Genomic DNA, 20,226 nt, shown 5'->3' with positions numbered 1-20,226 from the left:
CGCTTTGTTGAACAATGTTCTATATTCTGAACTCATCTTTTTGTAGCTGTCAACGAGAAGAATGAGGAGAACGTCGCTTGTCGCTCAATTCGACGCCCTCGTTCGACACCATGGAGACGACCAATGAAGCTCTATCGATGTGAACGGTTTGAAGGTATTGCGGGTCTGGCACTACGCGAGGAACCCGATCCGGCGCCGCCCGGCGCTCATCAGGTACTGGTGCAGGTCAATGCGAGTTCGTTGAATTTCCGCGAGTTGCTGCTGGTCAACGGTGCATATCGCGACTGGATGGCGCCCAACTTCATTCCGGCCTCGGACGGCGCGGGCGTCGTGCTTGCCGTCGGCCCAGGCGTGCGGCGCTTCCGACCCGGCGACCGGGTGATGGCCAATTTCGCGCAGAACTGGCACGGAGGCACCCGCCCGCAACACGCGGATACGCTGGGCCGCGGCGCTATCGTCGAAGGCATGCTGCGCGACAAGGCGGTGCTGAGCGAGGAAGAGCTGGTTAGCGTTCCGGATCATCTTTCCGACGAGGAGGCCGCAACGCTGCCTTGCGCCGCGCTCACCGCATGGAACGCGCTGTGCCAGCATGCGCCGCTGCTGCCGGGCCAAACCGTGCTCGTACAGGGCTCCGGCGGGGTATCGCTGTTCGCTCTGCAGCTCGCCCGTCTGTTCGGCGCGCGCGTGATCGCGACTTCGTCGAGCGAAGCGAAGCTCAAACGGCTTGCCGAACTCGGCGCCGACGCCACGATCAACTACCGCAACACGCCGAATTGGGATGACGTCGTGCTGCGCCTGACCGATGGCTTTGGGGTCGATCTGGTCGTCGAGGTGGGCGGCGCCCAAACCTTCGGCAAGTCCATTGCCGCCACTCGCGACAGCGGGCGCATCAGCGTGGTCGGACTGCTGACCGGCGCCCCTTCTCCCGGCGAAGGATTCTTCACGCGCGGACTGTCGATCGCGCCGATCCGCGTCGGCTCCCGTCAGGATTTCGAAGCGATGAACCGCGCGATCGGACTGCACAAGCTCAAGCCCGTCATCGACTCGGTTTATGACTTTGCGCGCGTACCGGATGCGCTGCGGCACCTCGAAAGCCAGCAGCATTTCGGCAAGATCGTCATTCGCCACCGGTAACCAGCCTTCGCATGATCCACGGAGTCAGACTATGAAACTCTTTTCGCTGGAAGGACAGATTGCGCTCGTCACCGGCGCGTCGCGCGGCCTCGGCTTCGCCATGGCTAACGCGCTGGCGGCAGCGGGTGCGACGGTGATACTGTGCGCGCGTTCGCGCGCGAGCCTCGAAACCGCTGCGGAATCGATTCGTCAAGCGGGCGGCGACGTCGATATCGAACCGTTCGACCTCACCGATCAGGGCGCAATCAGAAACGGCGTTCGCAACGTCCTTGCACGCCACGGACGCATCGACGTCCTGCTCAACAATGCCGGCATTTGCGAGTGGAGTGATTTTCTGCAGTCGAACCTCGACATGTGGCAAAGAACGATGGATACCAACGTCACGGCCGCCTACGTGCTCGCGCAGGAAGTTGCGGGCCCGATGATCGAACGCGGACACGGACGCATCATCAACGTCGGGTCTTATGTGTCGGTGCTCGGTCGCGAGAAGCTGCAGGCATACGTGGCCAGCAAGCACGCGATTGCCGGACTGACGAAATCGCTCGGCGCGGAACTGGGCCGACACGGCATTCGTTGCAACGGCATCTGCCCCGGCTACTTCCTCACCGAAATGGCCGAGCCCGTCACGTCCAACCCGCGGATGAAGGAAATCGTGCGCTCGCATATCTCGGTGGGACGCTGGGGGAACCCCGAGGAACTCGGCGGCGTCGCGGTTTTTCTCGCCTCCGAAGCGAGCTCCTACATGAATGGGCAAATGCTGATGGTCGACGGCGGGGTCTCGGAGATCCTGAGCTTCTCGATGTCCGTGGTGTAGCGCAACGAGTGGCTCGCCCCAACGCGCCGCGTGACCTGCAGGCAAACCGGCCCGCTATCTCCACAGATAGCGGGCCAATTCTTTTGTCCTGCCAGGGTGCCGCGCGAAGAGCGGCACCCGTTACGCAGTCACGACCGCAGCGTTGCCTCACCGCTACAGGCCTCGACCTTCGTGGAACCGGCGGCGCCGCCCTTCGCCACTGCTTTACGCGAAATGCCTTGCAGCAGGAAATGCGACAGCGCCGGAATGAGGATCAGCGCGCCGATCATGTTCCACAGGAACATGAACGTGAGCAGGATGCCCATATCGGCCTGGAACTTGATCGGCGAGAACGCCCACGTTATGACGCCGGCAGCCAACGTCACACCGACCAGCGCCACGACCTTCCCGGTGAACTGCACCGCGTGCCGATAGGCTACACGCAGCGGCTGCCCAGCGCGCTGATACGCGAGCTGCACACTCAGCAGATAGAGCGCATAGTCGACGCCGATGCCCACGCCCAGCGCGATCACCGGCAGCGTTGCCACCTTCACGCCGATGCCGAGCTTGACCATCAGCGCCTCGCACAGCACCGACGTGATCCCCAGCGGCACGACCGCCACCACGACCGCGCGCCAGCTGCGGAACGTGATGAAGCACAGCAGGATCACCGCTGCATACACCATCAACAGCATCGTGCGGTTCGCCTTGGCAACAACGACGTTCGTCACCGCGTCGATGCCCGCCGACCCGGCGACCATCAGGAACTGATGATCGGCGTCGCTATGGGTTTTCGCGAATGCCTCTGCAGCCTCCATCACGCGCGACAGCGTCGCCGCTTTGTGATCGGTCAGATAGGCGATGACCGGTGCGGTGCCGCAGGTCTGGCTCAGCAGATCAGGATGATCGAGCAGGATCTGCCACACCGTCTTGTTCACGATCGAAGGCACGCGGTCGATCGTGTACCACTTCGGGTAGCCCTCGTAGAACCCGGACGTCACCCAGCGCGCGAGACCGCCGACCGAGGTGGTGGTCTGCACCCCCGGCACGCCCCGCAGTGCGGTTTCGAGCCGGTCCGCCTCGAGCACCAGCGGGAAGTTGTTGGCGTCGCAGGTGCCGTGCGACGACTTGCCGATCACGACGAACAGGTCGCTCGACAGACCGTAGTGCGCGTTGGTGTACGCGTTGTCGAGGTTATAACGCGACTCCGGCCTGAGTTCCGGCGCGCCCGAATCGAGGTCGCCGATCTGCAGGTGCTGACTGATCGACCAGCCGAACACCGTGAGCGCCGCCGCACAAACGATCGCACCGACAGCCCAGCGGCGCTCGGTGAAGCGATCAAGCAGATTCCACAACGCGCCCGCCGACGAGGTGCCGCGCGCGTCGTTCTGCTCGCCACGCACGCTGCGTCGTGCAGCCGACGGACTCACACCAATGTATGACAGTAGTACCGGCAGCAGCAGCAGGTTGGTGAAGACCAGCACGCCGACGCCAACGCTCGCGGTAAATGCCAGATCCTTGATTACCGGAATGTCGATCACCATCAGCACGGCAAAGCCAACCACGTCCGCGAGCAACGCCGTGAGACCGGCGAGGAAAAGCCGCCGGAACGTGTAGCGCGCCGCCACGTAGCGATGCGTGCCACGCCCGATGTCCTGCGTGATCCCGTTCATCTTCTGCGCGCCGTGCGAAACGCCGATCGCGAAAACGAGAAACGGTACGAGCACCGAGTACGGGTCTAGCACATAGCCGAGCGTGCGAATGATGCCGAGCTGCCAGACCACCGCAATCAGCGAACACCCCACCACCAGCAGCGTGCTGCGATAGCAGCGCGTATAGAGAAAGATCACGACGAGGGCGATCCCCGCGGCCACGCCGAAGTACATCGCTACCAGCTTGAGTCCGTCGATCAGGTCGCCGATCAGTTTCGCGAAGCCCACCACGTGAACCTGCACCTCGCCGCGGCCCTCCGCTTTGATGACCTCGTCGATCCGGTGCGAGAGCTTCGCGTAGTCGAGCGGCTTGCCGGTATCGGCGTAATGATCGAGCAGCGGCAGCTGGATCATGCTCGAATGCAGATCGTTCGACACGAGGCTGCCCACGATGTTGGCGCGGGCAACGTTGGTGCGCAGCTGTTCGACTGCCTGCGCGGACGCGTCGAAGCCGTCCGGCATCACCGGTCCCCCTGCGAAGCCGCGCTCCGTGACCACGTTCCAGCGCACGATCGGCATCCAGAGCGACTTCACGCCAGGCCGGTCGACGCCCGGAATCAGGAACAACGCGTCGTTGATACGCCGCAGCGCCGCGAGATATTTCGGATCGTAGATGTCACCCGACGGATTCACGACGACGATCCGCAGCGAATTGCCGAGTCCTTTCAGATCCGCCTTGTTGGCGAGGTAGTTTTTGATGTACGGATGCGACAGCGGAATCATCTTCTCGAAGCTCGCATTCACATCGAGCCGCAGCGCCTGAAATCCCAGCACCGCCGTGATGATCGCGCAGATGATGATGAGCCACGGACGCCGGTTGAAGATCAACCGCTCGAGCGCGTTACCCGAGCGCGTATCGAAGCTGGCAAGATCCGCCACCACGGGCATCTTGTCGAATTGGGCATTGTTGCCGCCGGCCATGTCTGCTCCCCCTTAGTGCAACTTCGACAATGCGATCCGCGACAGGCCGGCCGCACCGGCCAGCACCGCGGTGTCGCCGCGCAGCGCCATGGCGAAGATGCCGCCTGGCTGGCTCGCGCCGAGTGTATGAAACGTTGCCCCCTGGTCGACGCTCTCGAGCAGCTCGCCCGCCTGGGTCGCGAGAATAAGGTGACCGTTCGGCAGTTCAGCCGAAGCGAGAATGCTCGCGCCGGTCGGCAGCGTGATCTTGTCCCACGTCGCGCCGCCGTCGGTGGAGCGATACGCGTTGCCGAGCAGACCGTAGACGATCATCGCGTTGTGCGTGGAAGCGAGACCGAAGAAGCTACCCTTCGACGGCGTAGGCACCGCGACGAAACGCTGCTTGTCGGGATCGAGCTTGAGCAAGAGCCCCTGTTCGCCCGCGATATAAAGCGTGCCGTTGATACGGCGCATCGCATGCAGGTTCAACGCGTTGGGATTGTCGACGCGATCGAACCAGGGCACCCAGCTCTTGCCGCCGTCGTCGGTATGAAAAATGATGTTGAACGAACCGATGACCCAGCCGGAATGCTCGTCATCGAACCAGACGTCGAGAAACGGACGGCCTCCCTGGTCTGCTTCAAAGCGCTCGGCCTCTTCGCGCGATGCCTTGAGATCGGGTGAATCGCCCTGTTGCTTCGCGTAGTACTCGCTCATCAGCCTGGCCGCCTGCTGGCCGTCGAGCTGTCGCGTCCAGCTATTGCCACCGTCGGTGGTATGGAGCACCTCGCCGTCGTGTCCGACCGCCCAGCCCAGCGCGGCCGACTTGAACGTCACGGCGACCAGATCGGAACTCACCGGCACCTGTACCTGGCGCCAGTGCACGGCGGCGTCGTCCGATACGAGAATTACTCCGCGCGGACCTACCGCGACCAGACGCTGTCCGGCCTGCGCCAGCGCCATCAGCGGTTCATGCGCGGCCTGCGGGTTGATGACGGCGGGCGAGCGCATCGGGTCGGCGAATTCGGCGTAGACCGACCCGCTCGCGGCGCATGCCGCGGCGACGATTGCCAGCCAACGAAACAGGGTCTTGCGCATTGTGTCTCCTTCACAGTAACTGGCGATCGATCACGCGAACAGTCCTGAGCTTTTTATGAAAACTTCTTTGTGCGCCACGTCTTCACATTATTGCGCTGCGCCGTACCCACGTAGCGCAGTTCCCAATCCCACAACGCTTCCTGACCGTCCTTCGGCACAGGGAACGGCTTGCCGCCGAATGCGCCGGAAACGAACAGGCCATCCTTTTCGAGCTTCGCGTTCTGCTGGTGATGCGTCCCGCCAGGCAAGCCGGGCAGGGACGCATCACTCAATACCTGATCCTCAACTCGGCGCGCAATTAGCGCACACCCGCGGATTGCATACGCTCCGGCGTGAAGTAGTCATTTGGGAAATTCACGTTGAAGAAAATCCCGGGCGAGTCTGCCGGATGGCTGCCGAAGATATAAATGCCGCTGTTGAAGTCGTAGAACCAGTTACCGAGCGAATACGGCACCTTGTAGTCGTACGCGGGAACCGTGGTCTCAAAGCCGGCGCGATAGAGCTTGCCGGACTGGTCGTAGGCATCCATCATTCCCCCGCCGCCATCCTCGTCGAAGTACAGCGTCTTCTTGCTGTAGATGTGACGCGCGCCCGGCTTGAGCGTCAGCTCCACGACCCATACGCGGTGCAGCTCCCACCGGACATAATCGGGATTCACGAAATGCGGCGTGGTGATCTTGCTGGCCGGCGTGTCGTACTGCTGCTTGTAGTCGTTGTACGGAATGTACATTTCCTTCTTGCCGACCAGCTTCGCGTTCCAGCGATCGATCTTGCCGTAGAACAACTGGATGTCGTCCATCGTGATCGCGCCGGAATAGCCGGGATTCGGCGTGTCGTAGGCGAGATCGGGCGCCACGCGCACGCGGCGTTGGCCCGGGTTGTATTCCCACGATTGCTGATCGTGATCGGCCGAATCCGTGAAGTACCAGAAGAGCGTCGTGTCGCCAATCAGGCGGGCCGGTGACGCGTAGTCGTTATATACCTGATACCAGATCGCGAGGGGGCCCTTCTTGCGAAACTCCGCTTCGTCCTTCGACTCGAAATACGGATAGAGCAGCGAACTCTTGAACTGCGCAGCAAGAATCGGCGTGCCGCTCGAATCGACGAGCCACGTCTTCACGTTGTTTTTCTGGGCCGTTCCGACGTAGCGCAATTCCCAGTCCCATAGCGCCTCCTGACCGTTTTTCGGCACCGGGAACGGCTTGCCGCCGAACGCCCCATCGATATAAAGGCCATTTTTTTCGAGCTTGGCACTTTCCGCGTCCTTTTCCGAGTTCTGAAGGTACCAGTCCGGATACGAAACCGAGCGGTGCGTCGGGTAAATGTCCATCCGGTAAGTCGGATAGCGCTTGAACAGCTCGATCGAGGCGGCGCTCAGTTTGTCGGTGTATTGCTGATAGTTCTGAGCCGTGATTTGCAGAACCGGCTTTTCACCAGGAAACGGGTCGGCCCATTTACCGGAGTCGGCCTTGAACCCGGTCGGAAAGTCCTTGATGCCCCCCGTGTAGGCCGGAATCGTGCCGTCCTTGTTGCCGGCAATTTCCGCGCCGAACGGCGTGATCCCACTCTCGATCGCCAGCGTATACGGCGAGGCCCAAACCGCGGCGAGTATCGCCAGCGCCTTAAGAAGCTTTGGGAATCTTTTCACACGTGCCTCCATCATCAAAACGTTGTCTGATAGGTGATGCCGATCCACGACTTGTCGCTGTACGGTGCACCGAGCGCCGTCGCGGCTCCCGCCGTTGAGTACCCCTTCTTGTTCATGTAGTAGGTGTAGGTAATGTCCACCTCATGTTTGTTGTAGATCGTGAAGTCAAGCCCGACCACGAAGGTGTTCTGCCCCTGTGCTTCGGCCGCCGGCGCGATGACAGATGAGTAGCCCTTCAGATTCAGATTAACGAACAGCGGCATCGTCAAATCAACCCCAGGGAATACCTGATACCACTGCGGGCTCGCACCAATGCCGACCCCGGCCCAGAAGCGCGTCGAGCAGTTGTTGAACGCGGAGTTGCCCGATGCCGAACATTGGCCCGTGGTGTCATAGCTGGAGTTGGCAAAATTCCGCGCATTCGATTGCACGCTTAGCAGCTGGTTGAACGCGAATTCCGCCTGCAGGAACATGTTGTCCCACATGGGCGTCTTGCCGAACGACTGCGTGACGTTCAGCAGACCGTGCAGCGTGCGACCTGTCGGCGCATCGTTGACCGTCGTCGTGTTGACGGCGTTGAGTGGCATGTTCCAGCGATACGACAGCTCGCCTGCCACTGCCGCGCTGCCGATCGCACTGTTGAAGCCAGCGCCGATCAGGTTCACGTCGTTGCCGTATTTCGCCGTAACACCGGGAAGGTTGGTGCCCGGGAAGAGTTCGGGTCCGGCACCGGGGAGTAGCACCGCCGCCCACGGCATCTTCATGGCGAAGTGGCGGTACGTAAATTCATAGGTCGTTGCGATCGAATCGACACGCCACTTGCCGTCGATGCCGATATCGCCGATCTGGCCTTTCGTCGGCGCGATGCGCGGAATCGCGAATGTGCCCAGCCCCGGAATGTTTTGGTAGCTGGCGATCGGAGGGCCGTAAAGAATAGGATCGGCACCGCCGAAATATGTGCCGCCTTCAGGCAGCCGATCGTGATTCCATTCGAACGTGTACTGTGCGCCGAGAGAGAACGTGTCGGTAATGTTCGTCGTCACGTCGGCCTGAGCCGTCGGCAACACGATTTCCTTGAGCGAAGCGCTCGGGCTCTGCGTCAGTTTCATCAGGTCGAGCGGCTGCTGACCGATGGCCACCGAGTTCGCGCCACCCAGCGTAGCAAACGCCGACTGCCCCCAGGTGACCGCCGTCCGGCCGAGCTTGACGTTGACAGAGTGACCACCGAGGTCAAAAGTGTGGAACACGAACGCATCACGCAGCTCGGCGCTCGGCCCCTGGTAGTACTTCTTGATGTAGCTGGTGTACTCGTTGTTCGGATAGTTCGGAGGAAATGCAGGATTGCTCGTATTGTGATTCTTGAACGTCGGGTCGTACCACGCGTCCATACTGATGCGGAAGCCGGACGTGTCCTTGTACTTGAAATCGAATTCGCTGTAGAGGTTCAGCATCGACTGGATCGTGCTGAACTTCGGCGTCGATAGATCGCCTTCGTCGTAGGTCGGGCTGTTCGTGTAGAAGTGGCTCGGGTTCTGAAGCCGGATGCCGTAGTCCGCACGCACCGTGTTGTCCCATTCCATGTCGATGTCCGGGTTCGGCACATCGAAGTGGAAGGCGTTGGCGTTCGCGCTCCACAACCCGCACGCTGCAGCGATGCAGGTCGCGTGCACGCCAAGGCTGATCGCACTTGGCTTTAGACTCTTCTGTTTCATGCGTCTCCTCTTGTCTTTGTCGCGCTGCCGCAGAAAAGGCCCAGGCCGTTGGACTGCCGCAGACTTTTGCAATGAAGCGAAACCGGCCTCCCTACCTCGTCAGCATCGCGCCTCGGATACCTCCCACAGCGCCACCATAATGCGAATGCTGTTCGGAAAGATAAACGCTCGAAACTCGACTGTCAACGCTCGCTCACCCCTAAGTGATGCAATTTTCCGAACGACGTTCAAAACGCGGGGTAAACGTGGATTTGAGTTTGGTGATGAACTCGAAGCGGTCCGCGCATGGCCGCGTGACGCTGACGAGACAGTGGCGACGCTTGCATTTGCGAGGTGTCCGATTCGACTGCGCAGATTGACGATGCAAACCATGGATGGCTTTCGGAAAACCGTTTGAGCCGATGATGAATCGATAGGCAGGCCGGGCGCAGCCGGGATTCTTCGATTCTAGTCCGGTACGCAGTGCAGGCAACGATGAGCCGGCCTTTCCGTCTTTCCATTCAAGCGCGAAAGCAGGACGAATCGCAGAAGCAGCCGAAAACGCTTGTGCGATCGGATCAGTTTCCTTTGCAGTCCTTTTATATAGGCTGTTCATGGACCGCGATCAGACGAATCCCTTATCCCGTTCCTGCGTAGAAGTGCCTTTCTGGTTTGCGGGGAGGAGGCGGGAACACGCGCCATGCCCCGTCGGCGTGCCGAAAGAAGAATATCGCGAAGGAGTTCTCCGCGGCGGACGACCGCGCAAGTACACACCTCGTCTGGCCTGAATTTGCGAAAGTACATCGGGTGATGTGCACCGAGGTGGTTGCAGTGGGCGCAATCCACTTGTCGATCAGCGAACGCAAAGAACCTTCCCCAACCTTCATGTCCAGCTCCTTCTACCGCCCTGTACGCGCTGCTGACATCACAACCACGAACGCAAATTGGCGACTCTAACCGGCCACCCCCAAACCCTGCGGATCTGCTGCTTCGGCTTGCGACACATGGGAATGGTCGGTTTCCGGCGTAATGTGTCGATTGACTAAATAGTAGTAGTCAGTCGACCCATTATCAAGCCCAGATGACACCAGGGGAAATGCTGGTATGGACAAATCTACCCTTTATTCGGGTAGGATATGTGATGCCGCGAGTGACTGGATCAGGCTTTATCTAAAAGCTAATTAGTCAGAAGACGCATATTTATTCGTCAGCCGACTATCATCAGGTCAATGCCGGCGCTGCCCGATCAGGATTGAACGCCGTTCGTACCAGGCGGGGTATAGCCCGCAGATACACATCCCGGACTGGCAACAAGCGCGAGGACAGCAGACGCCAAGGAGAGCACAACAGATGAAAGACCTGACCATCTCATCGGCAGACCTCGGCAACACGGCAGCAGACGGGCCCAGACGGCGCGGGAACAGAACGACCCGCGTGCCCGCCATCATCGAAGTGGCGATCGAGGTCTTCGCATCCGAAGGTAACGCTGGTTTCACTCAACGCCGCATTGCCAGCGAGGCAGGGATTCGACTGAGGACCTTGCAGCACTACTTCAGCACTCGCGAAGAACTATTGCGGGCCACGATCGAGGCATACACGGATCGCTATTTCGAGCACTATCGGACGATCGCCCAAGACAAATCCCGGTCACCGGAAGCACGACTGGATGTCATCGTCGACGAGGCGTTCTCCGTACTGACGGCGAGCGGCGGAAACCGCGTTAGCGCCTTTGTGCTGGAATGCTGGAGCCTCGCAGAGCATGAGCCCTTTCTGCATGCCCTGATGGCGAAATCTACTGCGGATTTTCAGGGTCTCCTGGCGGAACTGATCGCGCAGATCAACCCAACCTTGCCCTCGGGAGAATGCACGTTGCGCGGCGCCCTACTCCTTTCACATCTGCACGGTCTGGTCGTCTTTCTTCGCCGGTCCGGCGCGGACACATTTAATGCGGACTCATTCCGTCACGCCATGAAGGTCGTCTGGCGAGCGTTGAGCAAGGCATCTCCATAAAACTGCAAGGCAGCTGCTTGTGCCAGAATCGCGCCCGGCCCGGATGGAGCGGTCGGCGCCATGTGACGGGCGCACCGAGCCGCGGATCCCCTTCTACAGACGCACATGGTCGCAATGGCCTGCTCAGGCCATTGTGACCGATCCTCAGCGGACCACGTCCCAGACAAGAGGCAAGTGGTATAGCGTGCCGTTCACACCTCCGTGGACACCCGCTTTCTCGCCAGGCTTGATCTGGAAATCGGGAATCCGCTTAAGCCATTCCTGAAGGAAAACCTTCAACTCCACGCGCGCAAGGAACGAGCCGGGACAACGATGCGCGCCATTGCCGAACGTCGAATGAATCGGCGTAGGCCGAGCGAAGTCGACGCTCAGCGGATCGTCGAACTTCCTCTCGTCCAGACCGTGCAGTGTGGTCGGCATGATGATCATGTCACCCGCCTTCATCTGCACGCCCTTGTACTCGAAATCGTGTGTGATCCGCCGCCCTTGATTGACCACCGGGAAGCGCCGCAGAAGCTCGTCCACGGCCTTCTGCGTCAGTTCGGGGTTGTCGATGAGCTGCTTGCGGTGGGCCGGGCTCCCGGCGAGGAATCGCGCGATAAAGCCCATTGCCGAGGCAACCGTGTCGAGGCCGCCAATCAGCACGAGACCACAGAGCCCCCGCACTTCTTCGTCGGTGAGCGCGCGCCCGTCGATCTTCGAATGGACAATCTTGCTGATGAGATCGTCACCCGGGTTGGCGCGGCGTTCCGCAATCTTCACCCCCAGGTACTGAAAAATCGCACCGAGCGCCTTGAGCTTCTCGTTGGCATCGACCGGACGGACCATCTTGTCAGCGAGGCCGAGCAAGTACTCGCGATCCTCGGCGGGCAGCGCCACCATGTTCATGAAAATGCCGATCGGAAGATGCTGCGCAAACCCCGATACGAATTCCACCTCGCCCTTAAGATAAAAGCCGTCGATCAATTCGATCGCCATTTCGCGCGCCTTCTCCTCGAGCTTGCCGATTGCCTGCGGCATGAACGCGGGCGCGATCAGCGCGCGATAGGCGGTGTGCTGCGGAGGATCGAAGAAGATCGGCGGCAACGGTTGATGCTCGACGAGCGGCACTGTCAGCTGCTTCGACGAGAAATTCTCATAGTCCTTGAGGATGTGATAGATGTCATCGCCGCGCGTCGCGATCCAGTGTCCGCCGTTGCGGGGTGTCCAGAGAATGTCGGGAATGCCTTCGGCGTGCAACTGCTTGAGCGAGAGATGGTAGTCGTCTTCGGCACCCGGCGGATTGTAGATATCGATGTCGAACACTCGTTCAGGCAATACGTGCGCGGGAATTGGCGCCAGCTCCGGAGTCGCGCCATGAGCAGCTACTGACATCAGTTGTCTCCTTTCTTCAAATCGACCGGCATGTGCGGTCGGGGCCATTCTTGTCGTCTGATTAACTGCAATTACAGGAACGCACCGTACAGCTCGATATGGTGTTCGGTGTTTCCCCAAGTCATGTCGATGCAGGTGAGCCGCTTCACGTACCAGCCCACCGCCAGTTCGTCCGTCATGCCCATCCCGCCGTGCAGTTGTACCGCTTGCTGCGCCACGAAGCGTGCACTACGGCCAATCAGCGCCTTTGCGGCAGTCACAGCACGATGGGCTTCCAGCTCGTCGTCATCGCCAAGTTTCGCCGCCGCAAAGTAGACCATCGATTTCGCCTGCTCTACGGCGGTCAAAATATCGGCGGCGCGATGCTGCAGCGCCTGGAATTTGCCGATCGGCGAACCAAACTGCTTTCGCGTGCGCAGGTATTCAAAGGTCAGATCGCTCAGCCGCGACATCGCGCCCACCGCTTCCGCACACAGCGCGAAAATACCTTGATCGACGGTCCACTCGAGCAACGGGTAGCCCTGATCGACGACGCCGATGACAGCACTTGCATCGACGTGCACGTCGTCCAGCACCACCTCGGCGACACGCTGCCCGTCGAGTGCCGGAAATCCTTTGACGCTGACGCCTTGCGTTCGCGCATCGACGGCGAAGAGTGTGATGCCGTGCTTGTCGGTCTGCTCGCCTGCGCTACGCGCCGAAACCAGCAGAATGTCCGCGCTGTCGCCGTGCAGTACAACGCCTTTGCGTCCATTCAGGATGAACCCGTCACGCGTTGGCTCGGCCCTCATCGCAACATTCCACAAATCGAAACGCGCGCCCGGTTCAAGCGTCGCCAGCGCGGTCTTCAGGCTGCCGTCCGCGATACCAGCCAGCCACTCCGCCTTGCGCGCCTCGTGTCCCGCGCGCCCGATCAGCTTCGCGCCGATCACGGCCGTCGAAACAAACGGCTCCAGTACGAGCCCACGGCCGAAGGCCTCCATCACGAGCATGGTCTCGACCGGGCCCGTGCCAAGGCCGCCATGATCCTGCGGCACGTTCAGCGCCAGCACGCCCATTTCGGCCAGCGTCGTCCAGTGCGCAGCCGACCAGCCCCCGGGAGTAGCGGCGAGACGGCGCCTCGCCTCGAAGTCGTATTCCTTTTCGACGAAACGGCCGACCACGTCGGCCAGCATCTGTTCCTCTTCAACCAGCGTGAAGTCCATGGCGTGTCCTCAGATGCCGAGCGCCTGCTTGGCGATGATGTTTTTCTGCACTTCAGTCGAACCGCCGTAGATCGAAATCTTGCGCCAGTCCAGGTAGTGCGCGGCCAGCGCGTTGAGCAGCTCGCCGTTCGCGGTTTCGCCGCGCCAGTCCGCCTCCAGCGCTTCGCTTACAAAAGGCACCGCATAGGGGCCTGCGCATTCCATGATCAGCTCCGTAAGCTCCTGCTGAATCTCCGAACCGCGGATTTTCAGCACCGAAGCCTCCGGTCCGATGGGACGTCCTGCAGTTTCGGCTGAGACGACGCGCAGCAGCGACCATTCGTGCGCGATCAAATCGATTTCCACCCTGGCGATGCGATCGCGAAAGCGAACGTCCTCGATGAGAGGCTTGCCGTGCTTACGCTCGGTGCTGGCAATCTCCTTCAGACGTCGCATGAAACGCTTGCAGTTGCCGAGGCCGGCGATGTTGGTCCGCTCGTGGCCGAGCAGATACTTGGCGATCGACCAGCCGCGATGCTCCTCACCGACGAGATTGCTCACTGGCACTGCCACATTGTCGAAGAACACTTCGTTGACGTCGTGGCCGCCGTCAAGCGTGCGGATGGGTCTGACCGTCATGCCGGGCGTCGACATATCGATCAGCAGGAACGAGATGCCTTCCTGTGGGCGGCCGCTGCCATCCGTGCGGACCAGGCAGAAAATCCAGTTCGCCCATTGGGCAAACGAGGTCCAGATCTTCTGGCCGTTGACGACGTAGAACGGTTGACCGTCGCGCTCGACGCGGTCCGCACGCGTCTTGAGCGACGCCAGATCGGAACCCGCACCCGGCTCGGAGTAACCCTGACACCACCAGTCCTCCATCGAGATGATGCGCGGCAGGAACCGTTCGCGCTGCGCGTCGGTGCCGAACTTCTGGATGACAGGTCCAACCATCGAAAGGCCAAACGGCATCTGGCGCGGCGCGCCGGCGGTAAAGCATTCCTCGTCGAAAATGTTGCGCTGCGCGGCATTCCAGGCGGCGCCGCCGAATTGCGCGGGCCACGCAGGTGCGCCCCATCCCTTCCCGGCCAGAATGCGTTGCCAGCGCACGTAGTCTTCGCGCGGCACATGGCGGAAGTTCAGCACCCGTTCACGAATGTCGTCGGGCAAATGAGTCGCTACGAATTCGCGCACCGTGGCGCGAAATTCCTTGTCGGCGGGACTCTCTTTCAGGTCCATTTCAGCCTCCCGCCGGGCCGCCCCCAAGGGAGGCTGAAGCCCCCCCGGGGGGCCGCGAACAACAGTGAGCATGGGGGTCGTTTCATTTCAGGCTCCAGTCGCGGCCCGGCAAAGCACGTCGGCGCTGCCGGGCGCGGTTTCAGGCAATTTCCACGATTCCGTTGTTCAGCACCACCACATCGCGTGCGTCGACTCGCGCCCGCAGATGCAGACGCGTGTCACTGTCCCGCCAGAACTGGAAGCGCACTTCTTCGCCGGGGTACACCGGCGCGGTCAGGCGCAAGGCGAGTCGCTTCAGACGCTTTGCGTCGTTGCCCGCGAAGGTGCGAATCGCGGCGTAACCCGCCATGCCATAGGTCGCGAGGCCGTGAAGAATGGGCCGGTTGAATCCGGCTTTCGACGCCACCTCCGGGTCCGCGTGCAGGGGGTTGGCGTCGCCCGAAAGGCGGTAGATCAACGCTGCGTGCGCGCCGGTCGAAAAGACGTATTCCGCGTCCGGCGCGCGCTCCGGCACAGCCGGAAGCGCTTCGGGCGGCGCGTCGCTCGCGCCCGACCCGGCGCTGAACCCTCCGTCGCCGCGCAGAAAGGACACCTGCCGGACTTCGGCAAGTTGTTCGCCCGTCGAGGCGTCGATGATGTCACGCTTGAGCTCGACGATCGCGCCCTTGCCCGCGCCCTTGTCCGAGATGCGGCTCACCCGCGTCTTGCTGACGATGGTCGCTGCAACCGGCATCGGGCGCATGAAGCGAACGTCCTGCTCACCGTGCACGAGCTTCAGGTAGTCGATGCCCGTACGCGAATCGCGCATCCATGATTTCGGCCACGCGAACGCGGCCGCGCAAGTCGGCATCGCTTGCAGGTCCTTTTCATATACGTAGCGCAGCTGTTCTGCGTCCAGCGGGTCTGCGCCCAACCCGAGACCTAGCGAATACAGCATCACGTCGCGCTCGCTATATGTCTGCGTGACATCTTCGATCGGCCAGTTCTTGACGACTTCGTAGTTCAGCATGAAGTGGTAGTCCTATGTGTGCTCAGTAGTCCGTGAAGTTGGGCTTGCGCTTCTCGAGAAAGCTCGCCATGCCTTCCTTGTAGTCATCGCACTGGTTGGCGATCGGCATGTCCAACCCGGCGTGTATCACCGCCTCGTGGGGCGTCTGGAACGGCACCTCCCAGACCTGCTCCTTCATGATGCGCATCGAGCGCGGCGAGCAGTACTCCGCCATTTCACGCGCGTACGCATAGGTCTCCTCGACCAGCTTGTCCGCCGGAATTGCCCGATTCACGAGTCCCATACGTTCGGCTTCGCGCCCCTTGATCTTGCGTCCCGACAGCAGCAGGTCGAGCGCGTGTGCCTGGCCGACGTGACGCGCGAGTATCCAGGCCATGCCGTATTCCGCGCTCAGGCCGCGGCGCGCGAATGCCGTCGTGATGGTCGCGTCTTCGGACGCAAAGCGGATGTCGCAGAAAAGGGCATGGATCAGGCCAATGCCGACGGTAGCGCCGTTGAGCATCGCGATCACCGGCTTCGGAATGGCCGGATAGTAAGAGCAGCGCGTTTGCCAGTCGGCGCGCTTGCGCATGTCGAACGGACGCGGGAGCTTCGTCATGAGCGCGGCGGGATCACCGCCGAAGCTGTGAATATCGCCGCCCGCGCAAAACGCCTTGCCCGCGCCGGTGAAAACGATCACGCGCACGCCATGGTCCGCGCCCGCCGCTTGCATCGCCTCGTACACTTCGGTCGCCACCTGGTCGTTCCAGGTGTTCATGTGTTCCGGACGGTTCAGCGTGATCGTCGCTACCCGGTCCTTGACGTCGTACAGAATGGTCTCGAAGCGCATCAGATCCCTCCAAAGCTCAGAATGAACGCGGCAGGTCGAGCACGTGCTCGGCGACGTAGGACAGAATCAGGTTCGTCGAAATCGGCGCCACCTGATAGAGCCGGGTTTCGCGGAACTTGCGCTCGACATCGTATTCGCAGGCGAAACCGAAGCCGCCATGGGTCTGCAGACAGGCATTCGCGGCTTTCCACGAAGCCGTGGCCGCGAGATGCTTCGCCATGTTCGCTTCCGCGCCGCACGGTTGATGGTTGTCGAACAGTTCGCAGGCCTTGTAGCGCATCAGATCCGCCGCGCGCACGTCGATGTATGCCTCGGCGATCGGGAACTGGATGCCCTGGTTCATACCGATGGGCCGGTCGAACACGATACGCTCGCTGGCGTACTTCGACGCGCGCTCGACGAACCAGTAGCCGTCGCCGATGCACTCGGCCGCGATCAGTGCGCGCTCGGCGTTGAGTCCGTCGAGGATGTACCTGAAGCCCTTGCCTTCCTCGCCAATCAGGTTCTCTTCAGGAATCTCCAGATTGTCGAAGAACAGTTCGTTCGTCTCGTGATTGACCATGTTCGGAATCGGCCGCACGGTCAGGCCATTGCCGATAGCCTGGTGCAGGTCCACGAGAAAGCACGACAGCCCATCCGACTTCTTCTTCACGTCCGACAACGGCGTGGTGCGTGCGAGCAGGATCATCATGTCCGAATGCTGCACGCGCGAAATCCATACCTTCTGGCCGTTCACCACGTACCGGTCGTCTCTTTTTACAGCAGTGGTCTTCAGCTTCGTCGTGTCCGTTCCGGTGGTCGGTTCGGTCACAGCCATCGATTGCAGACGCAATTCTCCGCTCGCGATCTTCGGCAGGTATTTGCGCTTTTGCGCCTCCGAGCCGTTTCTGAGCAGCGTATTCATGTTGTACATCTGGCCATGACAAAAGCCAGAGTTGCCGCCGTTGCGGTTGATCTCCTCCATGATCACGGACGCCTCGGTCAACCCGAGACCTGAACCGCCATACTCCTGAGGGATCAGCGCGGCCATCCAGCCGGCCTTCGTCAGCGCGTCCACAAACGCCTCGGGATAGACGCGCTCGTGATCGATGCGGCGCCAGTACTCGTCGGGGTACGCCTTCGAGAGGTCGCGCAAGGCGTCGCGCAGTTCCTGATATTGATCGGGTGGGGAAATTCGGCTCATGAATGGTTTCCGTTTGCTTGGCTGGACGCGCGGTTCACGCTGCTGCATCGATCAGTCCGCCGGCATTGGCGAGCTGGGTCAGATGATGTTCGGTCGAGCCGAACTGGATATCGATCACGCTCAGGCGTCTCAGGTAGTGACCGATCTTGCACTCCTCGGTCATCCCGATGCCGCCGTGCAATTGCACGCCTTGTTGACCGACGAAGCGGCCCGAGCGTCCGATCTGCACTTTCGCCGCCGACATACTGCGATCGCGTTCCGCCGCGTCCGGCTCCTCGCTCATCATGGTCGCGAAGAGCGCCATGCTGCGCGCCTGCTCCACCATGACGAGCATGTCGACTGCACGATGCTGGAGCGCCTGGAATGATCCGATAGGCACCCCGAACTGCTTGCGGACCTTCAGATACTCCACGGTTTCTTCGTGCGCAGCTGCCATTGCACCTACGGCTTCCGCGCTCACCGCCGCGATCGCGTGCGCAACGACCGTTTCTATCAGCGGCAACGCGGCGCCCGCGGTGCCCAGAACGTCGCTATCTGGAACGCGCACGCCGGACAACTGAATGTCTGCCGCACGCAGCCGGTCTTGCGTCGGATACGTGTGGCGCGTCACGCCCTGCGCGTCGCCCCTGACCACGAACAGCCCGATGCCGTCACGCTCGCGCCTACCACCGGACACGCGCGCCGACACCACGAGAACGTCGGCGCTGCCGCCGTTGAGCACAACGCGCTTGGCGCCGTCGAGCACCCAGCCGGCGGCTTCGCGCCGAGCGGTGGTCGCAACGTCCGCGAGGTCGTACCGCGCCTGCGCCTCGCTGTGCGCGAACGCCATCTGCAACTCGCCCTGCGCAATCTGCGGCAGAATCGCCGCGCGTTGCGCCGCGTTGCCGCCAAGCCGCACCAAGCCGCCGCCCAGCACGACCGTCGCGAGATACGGTTCGACCGCGAGAGCGCGGCCCAACGCTTCCATCACGATCATCGTTTCGACAGGGCCGCAGTGGCTGCCGCCGTATTCCTCGTCAAACGAAAGGCCCAACAGACCCATGTCGGCATAACGCGCCCAAAGCTCGCGGCTGAAACCGTCCGGGTCAGCGAGATACTTCGCGCGCTGCTCGAACCCGTACTCGTCTTTGACGAGCCGGTCGACGCTGTCCTTGAGCATGCGTTGCTCATCGGTGAAATCAAAGTCCATATCTGATGCTTCTCCGCAGTTCGCCCGTCGCTCAAAGTCCGAGTACGGACTTGGCGAGAATGTTCTTCTGAATCTCGTTGGAGCCGCCCACGATCGAGACATGGCGCGCGAAGTAGTGATTCGGCGCAACGGTGAGCGCCCATTCGGGTTCGCGAATTGGATCGGCAAGCCCACGCAGGAAGTCGAGATCGAGCGGTAAAGCATCCGGCCCTGCCACCTCGAGGAGCAATTCAGCTGCGAGTTGCTGCAGCTCCGAACCCTTGATCTTCAGGATCGAAGTCTTCGGGTCGGGCACGTGGCTCTGCTGCGCGCTGCTCTCGGCGATCACGCGCATCTGCGTCATCTCCAAGGCCTTCAGTTCCACCTCGACGGCCGCGACACGTTCACGAAAACGCGAGTCGTCCCACAGCACACCGTCGCCGCAGGGCACGCGCTTCGCAAGATCCTTCGCGTGGCGCACGCGCATCTTCGAAATGCCCACGCGCGCAATCCCGCTGCGCTCGTTGCCGAGCAGATACTTCGCGTAATCCCAACCCTTGTTCTCTTCGCCAATGCGATTCGCAACCGGCACGCGCACGTTGTCGAAGAACACCTCGTTGGTTTCATGGTGGCCGTCGATCGTGACGATCGGGCGCACGGTCAGGCCCGGCGTCTTCATGTCGATCAGCAGGTACGTGATGCCCTGCTGTTTCTTGCCGCTCGAATCCGTGCGCACGAGACAGAACATCCAGTCCGCGTGATGCGCCGTCGAAGTCCACAGCTTCTGGCCGTTGATGACGTAGTGGTCCCCGTCGCGCACCGCCTGGGTCCGCAGCGCGGCCAGGTCCGAACCGGCGCCGGGCTCGGAGAATCCCTGGCAGAACCAGTATTCGAGGCTCGCGATGCGAGGCAGGAAATGGCGCTTCTGCTCCTCGCTGCCGAACGCGATCAAAACCGGACCGATCATGTTCACGTTGAATGACAGCGTCTCGGGCGCCGGGGCCATGTGCAGCTCTTCCTTGAAGATGTATTGCTGCACCGCGCTCCAGCCCGTCCCGCCCCACGCCTTGTCCCACGCTGGCGTCGCCCAGCCGCGCTCGTAGAGCATGCGTTGCCAGCGGCGCAGGTCGGCCGCCGAATAGCGCTGCCCCAAGGTAGCTTTGCGTCGGATGTCGGCCGGCAGCGCTTCCTTGAAGAAGGCTCTGACCTCATTGCGGAACGCCAGCTCTTCGTCGGTATATCGCAGATCCATGA

Annotated in this window: 17 protein-coding genes; 3 read left to right on the top strand and 14 right to left on the bottom strand. The window is 61.5% G+C overall.

Going from position 1 to position 20,226, the window contains the following annotated elements; all coding sequences use genetic code 11:
• Positions 1–123: 123 nt before the first annotated feature.
• Together OKW30_RS25550 and OKW30_RS25545 are read left to right on the top strand one after the other, a co-directional pair.
• Positions 124–1,134, top strand: a complete 1,011-nt coding sequence (locus tag OKW30_RS25550; protein ID WP_429347947.1) for a zinc-dependent alcohol dehydrogenase family protein — start codon at positions 124–126, stop codon at positions 1,132–1,134.
• A gap of 31 nt (positions 1,135–1,165) precedes the next feature.
• Complete coding sequence (locus OKW30_RS25545; RefSeq protein WP_429347946.1) at positions 1,166–1,948, top strand: SDR family oxidoreductase; 783 nt, start codon at positions 1,166–1,168, stop codon at positions 1,946–1,948.
• A gap of 128 nt (positions 1,949–2,076) precedes the next feature.
• Here OKW30_RS25545 and OKW30_RS25540 read toward each other — a convergent pair whose 3' ends face one another.
• From OKW30_RS25540 to OKW30_RS25515, 6 genes are all read right to left on the bottom strand, one after another.
• Positions 2,077–4,560 (bottom strand): efflux RND transporter permease subunit, encoded by a 2,484-nt coding sequence (locus OKW30_RS25540; RefSeq protein WP_429347945.1) that lies wholly within the window; start codon positions 4,558–4,560, stop codon positions 2,077–2,079.
• A 12-nt stretch (positions 4,561–4,572) separates the two neighbouring features.
• The gene (locus OKW30_RS25535) at positions 4,573–5,637 is read right to left on the bottom strand and encodes a WD40/YVTN/BNR-like repeat-containing protein (protein WP_429347944.1); all 1,065 of its coding nucleotides are present in this window, start codon (positions 5,635–5,637) and stop codon (positions 4,573–4,575) included.
• A 53-nt stretch (positions 5,638–5,690) separates the two neighbouring features.
• Positions 5,691–5,909 carry a DUF1329 domain-containing protein gene (locus tag OKW30_RS25530; protein ID WP_409340004.1) on the bottom strand — a complete coding sequence of 73 codons (219 nt, stop codon included), beginning with the start codon at positions 5,907–5,909 and terminating at the stop codon, positions 5,691–5,693.
• A 26-nt stretch (positions 5,910–5,935) separates the two neighbouring features.
• The gene (locus tag OKW30_RS25525; protein WP_429347943.1) at positions 5,936–7,285 is read right to left on the bottom strand and encodes a DUF1329 domain-containing protein; all 1,350 of its coding nucleotides are present in this window, start codon (positions 7,283–7,285) and stop codon (positions 5,936–5,938) included.
• A gap of 14 nt (positions 7,286–7,299) precedes the next feature.
• Positions 7,300–8,997 carry a DUF1302 domain-containing protein gene (locus tag OKW30_RS25520; protein WP_429347942.1) on the bottom strand — a complete coding sequence of 566 codons (1,698 nt, stop codon included), beginning with the start codon at positions 8,995–8,997 and terminating at the stop codon, positions 7,300–7,302.
• A gap of 199 nt (positions 8,998–9,196) precedes the next feature.
• Positions 9,197–9,592 (bottom strand): hypothetical protein, encoded by a 396-nt coding sequence (locus tag OKW30_RS25515; protein WP_429347941.1) that lies wholly within the window; start codon positions 9,590–9,592, stop codon positions 9,197–9,199.
• 734 nt (positions 9,593–10,326) lie between these two features.
• Here OKW30_RS25515 and OKW30_RS25510 point away from each other — a divergent pair.
• On the top strand, positions 10,327–10,986 hold the full coding sequence (locus tag OKW30_RS25510) for a TetR/AcrR family transcriptional regulator (RefSeq protein ID WP_184064309.1): 660 nt from the start codon (positions 10,327–10,329) through the stop codon (positions 10,984–10,986).
• A 144-nt stretch (positions 10,987–11,130) separates the two neighbouring features.
• Here OKW30_RS25510 and OKW30_RS25505 read toward each other — a convergent pair whose 3' ends face one another.
• The 8 genes from OKW30_RS25505 to OKW30_RS25470 form a co-directional block, all read right to left on the bottom strand.
• Positions 11,131–12,360, bottom strand: coding sequence for a cytochrome P450 (locus tag OKW30_RS25505; protein WP_184032499.1), 1,230 nt, complete (start codon positions 12,358–12,360; stop codon positions 11,131–11,133).
• A gap of 71 nt (positions 12,361–12,431) precedes the next feature.
• Positions 12,432–13,535 (bottom strand): acyl-CoA dehydrogenase family protein, encoded by a 1,104-nt coding sequence (locus OKW30_RS25500; protein ID WP_429349169.1) that lies wholly within the window; start codon positions 13,533–13,535, stop codon positions 12,432–12,434.
• 39 nt (positions 13,536–13,574) lie between these two features.
• On the bottom strand, positions 13,575–14,783 hold the full coding sequence (locus OKW30_RS25495) for an acyl-CoA dehydrogenase family protein (protein ID WP_429349168.1): 1,209 nt from the start codon (positions 14,781–14,783) through the stop codon (positions 13,575–13,577).
• A 139-nt stretch (positions 14,784–14,922) separates the two neighbouring features.
• The gene (locus OKW30_RS25490; protein ID WP_090808783.1) at positions 14,923–15,792 is read right to left on the bottom strand and encodes a MaoC/PaaZ C-terminal domain-containing protein; all 870 of its coding nucleotides are present in this window, start codon (positions 15,790–15,792) and stop codon (positions 14,923–14,925) included.
• A 22-nt stretch (positions 15,793–15,814) separates the two neighbouring features.
• Positions 15,815–16,621, bottom strand: a complete 807-nt coding sequence (locus OKW30_RS25485; protein ID WP_090808781.1) for an enoyl-CoA hydratase — start codon at positions 16,619–16,621, stop codon at positions 15,815–15,817.
• 16 nt (positions 16,622–16,637) lie between these two features.
• Positions 16,638–17,804 (bottom strand): acyl-CoA dehydrogenase family protein, encoded by a 1,167-nt coding sequence (locus OKW30_RS25480; protein ID WP_184064303.1) that lies wholly within the window; start codon positions 17,802–17,804, stop codon positions 16,638–16,640.
• A gap of 34 nt (positions 17,805–17,838) precedes the next feature.
• Complete coding sequence (locus OKW30_RS25475; protein ID WP_429347940.1) at positions 17,839–18,993, bottom strand: acyl-CoA dehydrogenase family protein; 1,155 nt, start codon at positions 18,991–18,993, stop codon at positions 17,839–17,841.
• Between the two features lie 31 nt (positions 18,994–19,024).
• Positions 19,025–20,224 (bottom strand): acyl-CoA dehydrogenase family protein, encoded by a 1,200-nt coding sequence (locus OKW30_RS25470; RefSeq protein WP_429347939.1) that lies wholly within the window; start codon positions 20,222–20,224, stop codon positions 19,025–19,027.
• Between the last annotated feature and the right edge of the window lie 2 nt (positions 20,225–20,226).

It is taken from the genome of Paraburkholderia sp. Clong3 (assembly GCF_050436485.1).
In the GTDB taxonomy this organism is placed as follows: domain Bacteria; phylum Pseudomonadota; class Gammaproteobacteria; order Burkholderiales; family Burkholderiaceae; genus Paraburkholderia; species Paraburkholderia tuberum.
This window is presented reverse-complemented; position numbering and strand designations above follow the sequence as displayed.

Bases quoted from the DNA above. Each gene is read 5' to 3' on its own strand.
- OKW30_RS25540 (WP_429347945.1), bottom strand. From the start codon at position 4,560: ATGGCCGGCGGCAACAATGCCCAATTCGACAAGATGCCCGTGGTGGCG.
- OKW30_RS25510 (WP_184064309.1), top strand. From the start codon at position 10,327: ATGAAAGACCTGACCATCTCATCGGCAGACCTCGGCAACACGGCAGCA.
- OKW30_RS25535 (WP_429347944.1), bottom strand. From the start codon at position 5,637: ATGCGCAAGACCCTGTTTCGTTGGCTGGCAATCGTCGCCGCGGCATGC.
- OKW30_RS25470 (WP_429347939.1), bottom strand. From the start codon at position 20,224: ATGGATCTGCGATATACCGACGAAGAGCTGGCGTTCCGCAATGAGGTC.
- OKW30_RS25545 (WP_429347946.1), top strand. From the start codon at position 1,166: ATGAAACTCTTTTCGCTGGAAGGACAGATTGCGCTCGTCACCGGCGCG.
- OKW30_RS25495 (WP_429349168.1), bottom strand. From the start codon at position 14,783: ATGGACCTGAAAGAGAGTCCCGCCGACAAGGAATTTCGCGCCACGGTG.
- OKW30_RS25520 (WP_429347942.1), bottom strand. From the start codon at position 8,997: ATGAAACAGAAGAGTCTAAAGCCAAGTGCGATCAGCCTTGGCGTGCAC.
- OKW30_RS25550 (WP_429347947.1), top strand. From the start codon at position 124: ATGAAGCTCTATCGATGTGAACGGTTTGAAGGTATTGCGGGTCTGGCA.
- OKW30_RS25505 (WP_184032499.1), bottom strand. From the start codon at position 12,360: ATGTCAGTAGCTGCTCATGGCGCGACTCCGGAGCTGGCGCCAATTCCC.
- OKW30_RS25515 (WP_429347941.1), bottom strand. From the start codon at position 9,592: ATGAACAGCCTATATAAAAGGACTGCAAAGGAAACTGATCCGATCGCA.
- OKW30_RS25500 (WP_429349169.1), bottom strand. From the start codon at position 13,535: ATGCTGGCCGACGTGGTCGGCCGTTTCGTCGAAAAGGAATACGACTTC.
- OKW30_RS25480 (WP_184064303.1), bottom strand. From the start codon at position 17,804: ATGAGCCGAATTTCCCCACCCGATCAATATCAGGAACTGCGCGACGCC.
- OKW30_RS25475 (WP_429347940.1), bottom strand. From the start codon at position 18,993: ATGGACTTTGATTTCACCGATGAGCAACGCATGCTCAAGGACAGCGTC.
- OKW30_RS25490 (WP_090808783.1), bottom strand. From the start codon at position 15,792: ATGCTGAACTACGAAGTCGTCAAGAACTGGCCGATCGAAGATGTCACG.
- OKW30_RS25485 (WP_090808781.1), bottom strand. From the start codon at position 16,621: ATGCGCTTCGAGACCATTCTGTACGACGTCAAGGACCGGGTAGCGACG.